This is a genomic window from Ectothiorhodospira mobilis, from assembly GCF_016584115.1.
Taxonomy (GTDB): Bacteria; Pseudomonadota; Gammaproteobacteria; order Ectothiorhodospirales; family Ectothiorhodospiraceae; genus Ectothiorhodospira; species Ectothiorhodospira mobilis.
The window spans coordinates 17,498-30,706 of record NZ_NRSK01000003.1 but is presented as its reverse complement, the minus strand read 5'-3'; the positions used below and the strand labels follow the sequence as shown (position 1 = coordinate 30,706).

The 13,209-nt window shown below is 68.7% G+C and carries 13 protein-coding genes and 1 tRNA gene; 6 read left to right on the top strand and 8 right to left on the bottom strand.

Features of this window, described 5'->3' with window-relative positions:
- Nucleotides 1-238 precede the first annotated feature (238 nt).
- From CKO33_RS02010 to CKO33_RS01995, 4 genes are all read right to left on the bottom strand, one after another.
- Nucleotides 239-1,867 carry a FapA family protein gene (locus tag CKO33_RS02010; protein ID WP_200178828.1) on the bottom strand — a complete coding sequence of 543 codons (1,629 nt, stop codon included), beginning with the start codon at nt 1,865-1,867 and terminating at the stop codon, nt 239-241.
- 112 nt (nt 1,868-1,979) lie between these two features.
- A complete protein-coding gene (locus CKO33_RS02005; RefSeq protein ID WP_200178827.1) occupies nt 1,980-4,322 on the bottom strand; it encodes a methyl-accepting chemotaxis protein in 2,343 nt (780 codons plus the stop codon).
- Between the two features lie 225 nt (nt 4,323-4,547).
- On the bottom strand, nt 4,548-6,110 hold the full coding sequence (locus CKO33_RS02000; RefSeq protein ID WP_242472424.1) for a BCCT family transporter: 1,563 nt from the start codon (nt 6,108-6,110) through the stop codon (nt 4,548-4,550).
- Between the two features lie 226 nt (nt 6,111-6,336).
- Nucleotides 6,337-6,424, bottom strand: a tRNA-Ser gene (locus CKO33_RS01995).
- A 201-nt stretch (nt 6,425-6,625) separates the two neighbouring features.
- Here CKO33_RS01995 and CKO33_RS01990 point away from each other — a divergent pair.
- The 4 genes from CKO33_RS01990 (at nt 6,626) to CKO33_RS01975 (ending at nt 9,364) form a co-directional block, all read left to right on the top strand.
- A complete protein-coding gene (locus CKO33_RS01990; RefSeq protein WP_200178823.1) occupies nt 6,626-7,303 on the top strand; it encodes a Bax inhibitor-1/YccA family protein in 678 nt (225 codons plus the stop codon).
- Between the two features lie 82 nt (nt 7,304-7,385).
- Complete coding sequence (locus CKO33_RS01985; RefSeq protein WP_200178821.1) at nt 7,386-8,354, top strand: 2-hydroxyacid dehydrogenase; 969 nt, start codon at nt 7,386-7,388, stop codon at nt 8,352-8,354.
- Nucleotides 8,355-8,360: 6 nt separating this feature from the next.
- On the top strand, nt 8,361-8,579 hold the full coding sequence (locus tag CKO33_RS01980) for a SlyX family protein (RefSeq protein ID WP_200178819.1): 219 nt from the start codon (nt 8,361-8,363) through the stop codon (nt 8,577-8,579).
- 11 nt (nt 8,580-8,590) lie between these two features.
- A complete protein-coding gene (locus CKO33_RS01975; protein ID WP_200178817.1) occupies nt 8,591-9,364 on the top strand; it encodes a class I SAM-dependent methyltransferase in 774 nt (257 codons plus the stop codon).
- Here the strand turns inward: CKO33_RS01975 and petA are convergent.
- Nucleotides 9,313-9,921, bottom strand: a complete 609-nt coding sequence (petA, locus tag CKO33_RS01970) for a ubiquinol-cytochrome c reductase iron-sulfur subunit (protein WP_200178815.1) — start codon at nt 9,919-9,921, stop codon at nt 9,313-9,315. The two genes, CKO33_RS01975 and petA, sit on opposite strands and share 52 nt — an antisense overlap.
- A 111-nt stretch (nt 9,922-10,032) precedes the next feature.
- Between petA and CKO33_RS01965 the strand changes: the two genes are divergently transcribed.
- The gene (locus CKO33_RS01965) at nt 10,033-10,353 is read left to right on the top strand and encodes a hypothetical protein (protein WP_200178814.1); all 321 of its coding nucleotides are present in this window, start codon (nt 10,033-10,035) and stop codon (nt 10,351-10,353) included.
- A 167-nt stretch (nt 10,354-10,520) separates the two neighbouring features.
- Nucleotides 10,521-10,844 (top strand): iron donor protein CyaY, encoded by a 324-nt coding sequence (gene cyaY / locus CKO33_RS01960; RefSeq protein ID WP_200178813.1) that lies wholly within the window; start codon nt 10,521-10,523, stop codon nt 10,842-10,844.
- Between the two features lie 4 nt (nt 10,845-10,848).
- Here cyaY and CKO33_RS01955 read toward each other — a convergent pair whose 3' ends face one another.
- The 3 genes from CKO33_RS01955 to CKO33_RS01945 form a co-directional block, all read right to left on the bottom strand.
- Complete coding sequence (locus CKO33_RS01955) at nt 10,849-11,235, bottom strand: hypothetical protein (protein ID WP_200178809.1); 387 nt, start codon at nt 11,233-11,235, stop codon at nt 10,849-10,851.
- Between the two features lie 72 nt (nt 11,236-11,307).
- A complete protein-coding gene (mpl, locus tag CKO33_RS01950; protein WP_200178807.1) occupies nt 11,308-12,690 on the bottom strand; it encodes a UDP-N-acetylmuramate:L-alanyl-gamma-D-glutamyl-meso-diaminopimelate ligase in 1,383 nt (460 codons plus the stop codon).
- Complete coding sequence (locus tag CKO33_RS01945; protein ID WP_200178805.1) at nt 12,687-13,208, bottom strand: hypothetical protein; 522 nt, start codon at nt 13,206-13,208, stop codon at nt 12,687-12,689. The genes mpl and CKO33_RS01945 overlap by 4 nt, the downstream gene beginning before the upstream one ends.
- Nucleotide 13,209 lies beyond the last annotated feature (1 nt).

Sequence of the window (13,209 nt, the reverse complement as noted above, 5' to 3'; positions counted from 1 at the left end):
GCAATCTTCCTTCTTTTGGTGTGGTTGGTTTGCCCCGCCGGATTTTACCCACCGCCGGCGCGCGGGGCCATCGCCCTCTCCCGTCATCGCCGGCTGTGGGCTGTGGTCCGAGTTGTCTCGCCAAGGCGCGAAGACGCCAAGAAAGAAATACACCGGTAAGGCCCCATTTCCGCTAGTGGACTTCCCCTCCTTGCGCCTTTGCGCCTTTGCGTGAGCACCCCTATCCAGCGGGAGATATTCACAGGGCATGATCGAAGATGATCTCCCCGTCCCGGAGCAGGAACAGGCCGCCGACGGATTCATTGCTGAGCCTGCGCACGCGGTCGCCGATGCGCACCTCCACGCCGGGATAGGCGCGCCCGCGCACCTGGATACACGCCCCCTGGGCCTGCTGCAAGTCCTGCATCCGCTCCTCCCACTCGGCCTCCAGTGCCGCCAGGGCCTCGCGGGTCTGGGCCAGGGTGTTGCCCGCACGCTCCAGGAAATCCGGCTTCACCCGCTCGGGATGAGCGCGGGCAAAACGCAGGGTCTTGTCCAGCTCCTCCTGCAGCCGCCGTTTCTCCTGCAACTGACTCTCCACCGCCGCCAGCCGGTCCTGGGCCTCTGGATCCAGACCCACCGCCACCACCGTATGAGGGCCGTTGGGGCCGCCCAGCAGACGGCAGTCCAGCAGATGCCCGGCGCGCACCTCGCCGCCCATGATCTGCCCCTTGCGGGCCCCCTCGGGGCCGATCATGACGGATTGATGCACACTCACGCGACAGTGCACCAACTGCTCCCGCACCAGCAGGTGATGGGCCTCCACACGGCCGTTCTCGATGAAATGCGCCGACACCCCGCCACCGGCCCGGAGCACCGCCGTGGGCTCCCCCTGGTCCAGACGGCCCACCACCCCCTTGTGCACCACGATGTCACCGCCCGCCTCCAGCCGGGCCCCCTCCACCATGCCGCCCACATGGATGTCGCCGGTGGCCTCCACGTGCATGCCCTCCACCACGTCGTGGCGGATCTGCACGGTGCCGTCAAAGCGCAGATGCCCCACCGACAGGTCCACCCCATCCACCTGCAGCAGATCGTCCACCATCACCCCCCGGTCCACCACCGAGGGGACCCCCTGGATGCCGGCCCGCAGCAGATCCGGATCCCCGGGGTCCCGTTCGGCGTTGCGCAGATGGGCATCGAAGGCGTATTCCTTGCCCGGCTTCGGCGGGAGTACACCGCCGAAGATGTCCCGCCCGGGGGTGCCGGGGGTGGCGGGATGGCGCCGCATCAGGGGCGTGCCCGGACTCACCTGCACCACCCCCCCCAGGTCGCGGTAATCCACCCGGCCGCGTTCATCCACCCGGGGCCGGCGGTGATGTGCCTCCGGCACCAGGGATTCGAAACGGGTGTCCTCGCCATGCACCGGCGGGGTGGCCTCGGCCACCACCACCTCCTGGTGCGCCTGTTGTCCCGCCTTCACCGCCGCCTCCAGGGCGGCCTCGTCGATGCCGTGCACCACCCCCTGCTGGGCCAGGGCCTCGCGCACCTGTTCCAGGGTGACCGGCTGTCCTCCCTGGGGCGGGTCCAGATGCAGCACGGCCTCCCGTCCCCTGCCCTGGACCTTCAGGGCCATGGCCCCGTCCAGGGCCCGGGCCAGGAGTACCGGGGCATCCCCCCCCTGGCCCCGGACCAGGGCCTTCAGCCCCGCATCGAGGATGGCCCAATCGCCGTAGCCGGCCTCCGCCAGGGCCGCCCGCACCACCTGCGCATCCAGGGGCTGCCCCGGGGACGGGGGAGCCGCATAGAGGGCCGTTCCGGCCTCGTCGGTCTGGAACTGGGGGAGCGGAGGAGAAACGGGTTCCCGGGGGCCTTCGGCATCGCTCATGGCACGTCTCTTCCAGCATTGGGGACCGCCTCAGTGTATCAGCCCCCGAAGGCATGGAAAGCCTTGATTCCCGGGGCCGCTTTCCCCGCATCCCCGTAACCGCGGGTATGCATCACTGCACCCGGAACTGGCCCGTGTGCCGTGCCAGCTCGGCGGCCATGTCCTTCTGCTCATCGGCGGCCCCGGCCAGCCGACCCATGGCCTGCTCCGTCTGATTGGCCTCCTCCACCAGCTGATCCAGCTTGTGACGCATACTCTCGGTATTGCCCATCTGGGTCTCCGTCTCCCCGGCCACCTCCCCGGTGATGCCCTGGATGGTCTCCACCACCTCGCTGATGGCCCCCAGGGCCCCCACCGCCTCGCCGGTGCGGGAGACACACTGCTCGGCGGTGCCCCGTTCCAGTTCCATGGCCTCCACCACCTCGGTCATATTGGTATTGAGCCGTTCCACCATGCCGTGGATGCGCGTCGTGGCCTTGTGGGTTTCCCCCGCCAGGGACCGCACCTGCTCGGCCACCACGGCAAAGCCCCGTCCCTGGGATCCGGCCCGGGCCGCCTCGATGGCGGCATTCAGGGCCAGGAGATTGGTCTGGTCCGCCACCTTCTGGATGGTGCCCAGGACGGAATCGATATCCCCCACCGCCTGTTGCAGCTCATGCAGGCGGCTTCCGGATTCGCTCACCTGTTGTGCCAGGCGGTCCATGAGACGGGCCACGTCATCCACCTGGCGGCGGCCCTCGGCGGCGCGCTCCGCGGCGCTGCGGGCCGATTCCGAGGCCCGGTCCATGCGTTCCACGATACGCCGGGTGGCGGTCTCCAGGGCATCGGACTCGCGATTGATGACATCCAGGGCCTCGTGCTGGCCGTGAACCGAATCGAGACACCCCCGGGCGGTACCGGCATTGCCCTCCGCCGCGTCCGCGGCGCGCCCGGAAAGACGCACCATCTCGCGGATGATCGTCTCCAGTTCCGCGAAGAAACCATCCAGGGCCTCGGCGATCCTGCCGATCTCATCGCGCCGCCCCGTGGAGAACCGCCGGCCCAGGTCGCGGGAGGACGCCGCATCGGTGATCGCCCGGGCCAGGTCCTGCAGGGGACGGCTGATCATGCGGGCAAATCCATAGGAGGCCAGCGCCGCGGCAAGGGAGAGCAGCGCCACCGCCAGCAGGGCCCCCAGGGCCACGTCACGGCGCATGTGCTGCAGGGGCGCCCGGATTTCCTCCGGGGCCTGCTGGGTGATGAGGGCCATCCGGTGCCCGCCCAGATCCACCGGCGCCCAGGCCATATACATGCTGCGTCCCAGATAGTCCTCCCCCACCCCCATGCCGGAGTCCCCGGACAGCGCCGCCTGCACGGCGGTGTTGTCCAGGCGTAAATGGCCGCTCACCCTGCCCCGGCGTTCTGCCAAGGCCAGCCAGGGACCGCCGCGCCCCGCCGACCGCAGCCGCTGCAGGAAATCCGTCCCCTGTTCCAGCATGGGCCGGGGTTCGGTCACCATGCGGCCCTCCCCGTCCACAAGATAGGCCTCGCCGGTCTCCCCCAGCCCGGCCTGGCGCCAGGCGCCGCCATCGGTCATGAGGTCGGTGAAGCGACTTGCCGGGATCTCCGCGATCAGGATCCCCACGGCCCGCTTTGGGCTGTAGGCGGCATGGAACACCGGCACGGCCATGAACACCACCTGCCGGCCAAAGCGCCCCGGGAAGGCCCGGAAGCCGCTCATGCGGAAACGGTCCGCCTCCCGGTCCCCGGCCATACGGGCCACCAGGCGCCCCAGATGGGTATCGGCGAAGGGCCCGTTGCGCAGGGAGGTACCGAACACCGGCCCCTTGTCCACGGTGTAGATCACCGCCCCGGAGGCGGCATCCACCAGCATCAGATCATTGAATCCCCAGCGCTGCGCCGTATCCCGGAAGCTGGCGTGATAGCGGCGGTGCTGCTGCCCATAGATGGTGGCATCCCCGCGGTCCACCAGGGCCTCCAGCTGTGATGGGGGATGAGGGTTATCGGCCATGTAGTACCGCTGCAGCAACAGGGCCTCATGGGACATGGCCTCCACCCAGGGACGCGGGTCCAGTTCCTCACCGTGGGTCCGCTCCCGGTACAGGGGGGCGTAGGTCTCCCGGTACCAGGATGCCATCTGCCCGCGCAGGGTCTGCGTGGGTTCGGATGCCACCTCGTAGCGATAGGAGACATAGGGCTCTTTGAAACCCCAGACGGCGTCCTGGACCATGCGGCCGTGGGCCAGGGTCTCCAGCAGATGGCGGATATCGGCCATCTCATCCTCCAGCCGGGCCCGGCGCCCGCTGGCCACGGCACCGAACTGCTGCTGGATGCCGTGCTCGATCACCTGGGAGGCCCCCCGCTGCGCAAGCAGGCCGGTGACCCCGGCCGAGAGGAGCACGGCCAGCCCGGTGAGCACGGTGGCACCGATCATGAGGCGTGTAAGGATCTTCATGACATCCGGTCCTGGAAGGCAGTGCGGGGGAGCCGCAGAGAACGAAGACCGGAAACCTAACGCCTGTTCATGACAGGATGGTGAACCCCTGGGATGGACCACCAGGATGAACTGGCCTGAGAAAGCGCTGGAAACGGGATAAGAGTGGGAAAAGGGGAAAAGGGGACAGACCCCATTTTCTTGGGGAATCGGACCCGGCATCCGTAGATGCCGGGCCCGGCCGGATCAGACCCTGCCGTTGGCCTGATAGCGGGACAGCCCCCGCTGCAGGCTCCAGATGAGAAAGACCAGCAGGATGGCGAAGGGCAGACCCGTGGCGATGGCCGCCGTCTGCAGGGCCGAAAGGCCGCCGGCCACCAGCAGCGCCGCAGCCACCACCCCTTCGGTCACCGCCCAGAACACCCGCTGGGCCACCGGCGGATCCGCCTTACCCCCGGCGGTGATCATGTCGATCACCAGGGAACCGGAGTCCGACGAGGTGACAAAGAAGGTCACGATGATCAGGGTGGCCAGCACCCCGGAAATGGTGGCCAGCACCGTCACGATGCCGCCGGTAAAGGTGGTGGCGGGCAGGGTCTCCAGGAAAACGAACAGGGAGGTGGTCAGATTCTCCTGCACCGCCTGGGCGATGCCGCCGTCCTTGAACAGTTCGAAGTACATGGCAGCGTCCCCGAAGATGGAGAGCCAGACAAAGGTGGCCAGGGTGGGCACCAGCAGCACCCCCGCCACGAACTGGCGGATGGTGCGGCCGCGGGAGACCCGGGCGATGAACATGCCCACGAAGGGGGACCAGGCGATCCACCAGCCCCAGTAGAACACCGTCCAGGCGTTCTGCCAGTCCCCGGCCGAGTAGGTCTCGTTCCAGAAGGCCAGGTAGAAGAAGTCGTTGAGATACAGCCCCACGTTCTCCACAAAGCCGTTGAGGATGAACAGGGTCGGCCCCACCAAAAGGACCATCAACAGCAGCAGGGCCGCGCCGACCATGTTGATCTCCGAGAGCCGGCGAATACCGTGGTTCAGCCCCGCCACCACCGAGGCCGTGGCCATGGCGGTGATCAGCACGATGAGCACCACCTGGACCAGGGGATTCTCAGGGATGCCAAAGAGGTGGTTCAGTCCCCCGTTCACCTGGCTCACCCCCAGCCCCAGGGACGTGGCCACGCCGAACAGGGTCGCCACCGTGGCGATGATGTCGATGAAATGCCCCCAGGGCCCGTAGATGCGATCCCCCAGCACCGGATAGAAGATGGAGCGCACGGAAAGGGGCTGCTTCAGATTGAAGGCGAAGAAGGCCAGGGCCAGCCCCACCAGGGCATAGACCCCCCAGGGGTGCAGACCCCAGTGCAGAAAGGTGGTGCGCATGGCGTCCTTATAGGCCATGAGCGAACCCGCCTCGGCCCCGTGGGGCGGCGTCAGCAGGTGATACATGGGCTCGGCCACGGCGTAGAACAGCAGCCCGATCCCCATGCCGGCGGAAAACAGCATGGAGAACCACCCCAGCAGGGAGAACTCGGGCCGGGCCTCCTCGCCCCCCAGCCGCAACCGGCCATAGCGGGATAACCCCAGATAGATCACGTAGAACAGGATCAGGTTGATGGCCAGCACGAAGAACCAGCCGGTGGTGTTGGCGATCCAGGCCTGGGTGGCATTGAAGGCCTCGGCCATCACATCCAGCCAGATGAAGCTGGCGGCCACAAAGCCCAGGATGATCACCGCCGAGGCCACGAACACCACGGGATTCAGATCCAGGATCCGGTTCCCGTTGCGGGCATAAGTCCAGTTTTTCATTTTCATGAGGGGAGATTCCTCCGTGTGGACAGGGAGATCGATGCCCCGCCCCGCAGATAGGGACGGGCTCCGCAGGGCATCGGAATGCTGCGGCCACCGGCCATCCATACCAGGGAGGATATACGAGAGGGATCGCTCCGAGGGGCGCAAAGGCACCTTCGGGGGTCCGGAGAACCGGAAGCCTCCGCAGCCAGGCGGCCGCTTCAGATACTGGATTTTTTCGAGATGGCGGAAGGGGTGGGATTCGAACCCACGGATGGTCGCCCATCGCCGGTTTTCAAGACCGGTGCATTCAACCGCTCTGCCACCCTTCCGTGAACGCGGGGGTACTGCTTAGGGTCTCATAGTCTACCGGGGGCGCCCGCGCCCCCACAACCTCGGGGCGGGGACCCGGGGCAGTCTTTGCCCGGACGCAATGATTTCGAGTACCTTAGCCCCGGCACGGGGCACCAGGCCCCGAAGGGCGCCCCAGGGGCGCCGATGACGTTTCATGCAACCACCGGAGGAATTCCCACATGGCGACTGAACGCGTGCGCAGCGTGGCCACCCCCCAGGCCGGGACAGGCGTCCTGGCCACCAACAAGGTCATCCGCAACACCTACCTGCTGCTGTCCATGACCCTGGCCTTCAGCGCCGCCATGGCCTTCGTGGCCCTGGCCGTGGGGGCCCAGCCGGTACACTGGCTGGTGATGCTGGCCGTGTTCATCGGCATGCCCTTTGGCATCCAGGCCCTGCGCAACAGTGTCTGGGCCCTGCCGCTGACCTTCGCCTTCACCGGCATCATGGGCTACATCCTCGGCCCCATCGTCGGCCTCTACCTGGCCCTGCCCAACGGACCGGCCATCGTCGGCGGCGCCCTGGCCTCCACGGCGGTGGTGTTCGTGGGTCTCTCCGCCTACGCCCTGGTGACCCGCAAGGACTTCAGCTTCCTGGGCGGCTTCGTGTTCGTGGGGCTGCTCGTGGCCCTGGCGGCCATCATTGCCAATATCTTCCTGGCCCTGCCGGCGTTGTCCCTGGCCATCTCCTCGGCGGTGGTACTGCTCATCTCCGCCGCCATCCTCTGGGACACCAGCCGCATGGTGCATGATGGCGAGACCAACTACGTGGTGATGACCGTCTCCCTGTTCGCCAACATCTATGTGCTCTTCATGCACCTGATGAACCTCTTCGCCCTGCTCAGCGGCGACAACTGAAGCCATCGCCCCCACCGGGCCCCGGCTGGCCGGGGCCCGGTTCCCCATGCCTCCCTTCCCTTTGCCCTCGCAAGGACCTTCCATGCAGCTTGAACGCGGTGTCTTCCTCGATCTGGAGACCCTGGATCGCGGCGACCTGGACCTGGGGCCGTTGCACGAAGCCCTGGGGGAATGGACCTTCCACGCCCATACCCCGCCGGAGGACGTGGCCGGGCGCCTGTCCGGGGCGCAGGTGGTGGTGACCAACAAGGTGGTGCTGGATGCCGATACCCTGGCCTCGGCCCCGGACCTGCGTCTGATCTGTGTGGCCGCCACGGGCACCAACAACGTGGATCTGGAGGCGGCCCGTCGCCTGGGTATCCCGGTGTGCAACGTGCGCGACTACGCCACCGCCTCGGTGGTGCAGCATGTCTTCGCCCTGATCCTGGCCCTGACGGTGCAACTGCCCCGCTACGATGCCGACGTGCGTGCCGGGGCCTGGTCCCGCAGCCGCCAGTTCTGCCTGCTGGATCACCCCATCCGCGAACTGGCGGGCCGGCGCCTGGGGATCATCGGCCATGGCGTGCTGGGCCGGGCCACGGCCCAGGCCGCCCGGGCCTTCGGCATGGAGGTGGTGGTGGCCCGGAGCCTGGCCGGCGGGCCGCCGGACCCGGAGCGGGTGCCGCTGGACACCCTGCTGGCCAGCAGCGACGTGGTGAGCCTGCACTGCCCCCTCACCCCCCAGACCCGCGGTCTCATGGACACCCGGCGCCTGGCCGCCATGCCAGCCGACGCCCTGCTCATCAACACCGCCCGGGGCGGCATTGTGGACGCCGAGGCCCTGGCCCACGCCCTCCGCCAGGGCACCCTCGGGGGCGCGGGCATCGACGTGCTGGAGCCGGAGCCCCCGCCGGCGGATCATCCCCTGCTGGCCGGGGACATCCCCAACCTCATCGTCACCCCCCATGTGGCCTGGGCGGCGGTGGAATCGCGTCAACGCATGGTGGCCGGGCTGGCAGACAATATCCGTGCCTTCCGGGAGGGCCGCCCCCGCAACCAGGTGAACCCCTGAACGACCATGTCCCCAAGCCCCGAAGAACGCCTCTGTGAACTGGAATTCCGCCTGGCCCACCAGGAGGACCACATCCAGGCCCTGAACGATACGGTGAACCGCCAGCAGCGGGAACTGGAATCCCTGCGCACCCAGATGGAGACCCTGCGCCAGCGCCTGGCGGAGGTCATGGCCGCGGGTCCGCCCCAGGACCCGTCCCCCGAACCGCCTCCACCCCATTACTAAAAGGGCCGGGCATGGAACACCTGGTATGTGAGGCGCCGGCACGCGGGACCGAGGCGCAGCGCCTAGCCGACACCCTGGGGCTGGCCATGACCTCCGCCCCGCCAGCGCAAGGGCTGTACCTGGCCTGCACCGAGGAACGCCTGGAACTGCGCCAGGCGGGACCCGGGGCACCGGGGCCGGTGTACGTGGATTTCACCGGGGGCCGGCTGGGCTACCGCGGCTCCCACGTCAGCCCCCGCCGGGAACCCCTGGCCCGGGCCGCGGGGCTCAAGGGGGGACACCGCCCCCAGGTCATGGACGCCACGGCGGGACTGGGGCGGGATGCCTTCATCCTGGCCACCCTGGGCTGCCGGGTGCTCCTGCTGGAGCGTCACCCGGTGATCGCCGCCCTGCTGCAGGACGGCCTGCGCCGGGCCGCCCTGCAGCTCCCCGAGGTGACGTCACGCATGACCCTGCAACGGGTGGATGCCCTGGCAGGGCTGGCGGCCCACACCGCCGGCGTGGTGTGCCTGGACCCCATGTATCCCCATCGGGACAAGCAGGCCCTGGTGAAAAAGGAGATGCGGGTCTTCCGCGCCTTGGTGGGGGACGATCCCGACGCCGACCATCTGCTGCAGGCCGCCCGGGCGGCGGCACGGGAGCGGGTGGTGGTGAAACGTCCGGTCCGGGCCCAGCCCCTGGCGGAGCAGCCCCCCGACTTCTCCGTCCCCGGGAACAGCACCCGCTTCGACGTCTACCTGGGGGCCTCCCCCAGCACCAGCCGGGTATCGGAGACGAGCCGGTAGGGCGGCACCTCCAGGTTGCGGCGTGCCGGCTGGTCCTGGAGCACGCGTCCGGCGAAGTCATAGCGCGAGCCCCGGCACCGGTCCACAAAGCCCCCATCCCAGGCATCCCCCTCCCCTTCGTCCCCGGAACCGGGCGGCACGTAGTCCAGGGGGCAGTTGAGATCCGTGCCCAGGGCGATGAAGACGAACCACTCGGGGGAGGCGGAGCGGTGGGCATTGCGATAGGCATCGGGCTGACGGCTCAGGCGGGAGGCCGGATCATAGAGCCGGTCCGCGGTACCGGCATCCGCCGCCTCCATGGCCGGGGTGCGGCGCAGGATCCACACGGGCCGTCCGTCCCAGGCCACCTTGCGGATCTTCCCCGGGGAAAGATCCGCAAGGTCCACCGTCCGGCCGGGCGCCGCCTTGCCCTCCTCGCCGCCGAACCAGCTCCCCAGCAGGCCGCTGAGCATCACCAGGGCCAGGGCCCCCACCCCTGCCAGGGACAGGAGCTTGAGGGCCACCCGGTAGTAAAAGCGCAGGGGACGGGCATCTTGAGGGGCGTGTGGTTCGGTCATGCTCGGGCCATGGCGAAGTCAGATGGGCGCGGGGCCTCCCGCGGCGGCGGGGATGGCGCACCTAGACTGGCAAAGGTAGCATGTCCGCACCCCTTTTCAGGAGACGACACCATGGCTGCGCGGGATCAACAGGGCTATGTGGGGATCCACAACGACCGCTTCGGCGGCATGACCCCCATCGGCGGCCTCATCAAGGACGCCTGGGTCTTCGGCATCCTGCCGGAGGACGAGACCTGCGAGGGCTGGACCCGCCAGCAGCTGCAGCAACTCCACGACCAGGTGGCCGCCGCCTGGGACCGGCATGGCCTGCGGGTGGCGAATCTGCCCCCGGAACTGCGGGAACGCCATGCCCGCATCCACGACGCGGCCATCGCCCGTGCCCGGGAGCTGGGCTGGGTCCCCGGCGCGGATATGGACCCGGAGATGGAATGAGCCCCGGAAGGCATCCCAATGCCCCCTGTGGAGGGGATGCAGGCCGACAACCAACGGGCAGCCCCATCCCGCCCGGGATACCGCAGCAGCGGCCATGCAGGCCGATTCCAAAGCCCGGAGGGAAGTGATACCGTCGGGATTGGACCATCATTCGAGGATCGCAGCCCATGACCCAACCCTCCTTCGCCCTGCAGGCGGAACAGACCCTGGAGGACCTCATGGAACGCATGGGGAATGTGGACGCCCTGGCCGACCTGGACATGGACCTGGTGGACGGGGTGCTGACCGTGGAATTCGACGACGGCGGCCAGATCATCCTCAACCGCCAGGAGGCGGTGCGTCAGCTCTGGCTTGCCTCCCCCGAAGGACCGGCCCACTTCCGCTTCGATGCCGACGCGGGGCAGTGGCTGGATGAGCGCTCCGGCGATGAACTGGTGTCGGTCCTGCAGCGGGTGCTGGGCCGCAAACTGGGCCAGGACATCCGGCTCTGAGGATTCACCCCTCCGGAGGCTCCTCCGACTGTCCCTGGGCCGCCCGGCGCCGGGCATCGTGCACCATGGACTCCAGCTGGCTGAGCACCACATGGGGCTTATCCTGCTCCAGGGCCCGGTCCAGCAGGTTCAGCATGGCCTGATGCTCGGGGCGGGAGGCATAACGCAGGTGGGCCAGGTTCACCGACAGCCGCCGGAACTGGCGGAAGAAGAGATAGGACAGGGTGGCCACGATCAGCGCCGTCCAGGACGCCCCCTGGAACCAGGCCCAGACGGCGGCGCCATAGCCCAGGAAAGTGAGGACGAACAGCAGGCCCGCGAAGCGGTGCACCGTGGCCACAAAGGCCTGGAACCCTTCCCGGTGGGCGGCGAATTCTTCGGCTGAGATCATGGCTCGGACTCCGGTAGGGCAAAGCCCCGCATTATGGCCCAGTCGCATGCGGCTGGGAATGGAACCCGCCCTTCAGACCGGCTCCAGGGCCGCCAGCAGGCGCTCGTGGAGGCCGCCGAAACCGCCGTTGCTCATCACCAGCACGTGGTCCCCGGGGCGCACCCGGGCCGCCAGGGCCTGCACCAGGTCCTCCACGCGTTCCCGGGCGTGTCCCCGCCCCCCCAGTGCCCGGACCACCGGGGCCATGTCCCAGCCCAGATCCTCGGGGGCATACAGCCATACCTCATCGGCCGCCGCCAGCGCCCCCGCCAGGGTATCCCGGTGCACCCCCATGCGCATGGTGTTGGAACGCGGCTCCAGCACCGCCAGGATGCGCCCCTCCCCCACCCGCCCCCGCAGGGCCTTCAGGGTGGCGGCGATGGCCGTGGGGTGATGGGCGAAGTCGTCGTAGACCCGTACCCCGGCCACCTCACCGTGCAGTTGCAGACGGCGCTTCACCCCCCGGAAACGTCCCAGGGCCGAAAGCCCCGCCGACAGGGACACCCCGGCGTGACGGGCCGCCAGCAGGGCCGCCAGGGCGTTGCACAGGTTATGCTCCCCGGGCAGCAGTGATTCCCCCCGCCCGATTTCCCGATCCCCTTCCAGCGGATCCCCGCCCAGGATGCAAAAGCGACCGGCATCGGATGTCAGGGGCTGCGCCCGCCAGGGGGCCGGGTCCTGTGCGAGCCCGAAGCGCTCCACCGGTGTCCAGCACCCCCGGGCCAGGACCCGCTCCAGGGCCGGATCCCCGGCGCGGCAGAGGATGCGGCCGCTGCCGGGCACGGTGCGCACCAGATGATGGAACTGCCGTTCGATGGCCTCCAGATCCGGGAAGATATCCGCGTGATCGAACTCCAGGTTGTTGAGCACCAGGGTGCGCGGCCGATAGTGGACGAACTTGGAGCGCTTGTCGAAGAAGGCGGTGTCGTACTCGTCCGCCTCCACCACGAAGAAGGGACCGCCCCCCAGCCGGGCGGAGAGGCCGAAGTTCTCCGGCACGCCGCCGATGAGGAAACCGGGATCCAGGCCGGCATCCTCCAGGATCCAGGCCAGCAGGCTCGCCGTGGTGGTCTTGCCATGGGTCCCGGCCACCGCCAGCACCCAGCGGTCCCGCAGCACGTGCTCCGCCAGCCACTGGGGCCCGGAGGTGTAGGGCAGCCCGCGATCCAGCACCGCCTCCACCACCGCATCGCCGCGGCGCATGACGTTGCCGATGACCACCTGATCCGGGGCCGGATCCAGGTGGGCCGGATCATGGCCCTCGGCCACGGCGATGCCCTGGGCCTGCAGCAGGGTGCTCATGGGGGGATAGACGTGGCGGTCGGAACCGGTGACCCGGTAGCCGGCAGCCCGGGCCAGCAGGGCCACCCCGCCCATGAAGGTGCCGCAGATCCCCAGGATATGGATGTGGGTCATGGGGACAACAGATGGAACAGGGCCTCGCCGGCCACGGCGGTGAGGATGAGATAGAACACCGCCAGGGCGATGCCGCCGGAGAGGCTGCGCAGATCCAGGGCGCTGCGCAGGATATGCCCGTAAACGGTGAGCAGCCAGCCCAGCAGGATCAGATAGGCGATGGTGGCCAGGGCCGGGATCTCCTGGGGATTCTCCGCGCCCCGCAGGCTGTACACCAGCGGCAGCATGAGCAGCCCCATGAGCACACCCACCCCCAACAGGGCGGTGAAGGTCTGGACAAAGCGCGGGCGCAGCCCACGGCTGTTCAGGAGGCTGGCGCTGAACAGGGCCAGCAGGCCCAGCTCCATGCCGGACTGCAACACCGCCACCTGGAAGGAGAAGAAGGGCACGGTGACCACCAGCCCCAGGACCAGGTAGGCCAGCACGCACAGCCACATGAGCAGGGCCGAGGCAGGCAGGTCCTCCGGCCCCTGGCGCATCAGGATCAGCTGCACGAAGGGGCGGATCAGGGCATACATG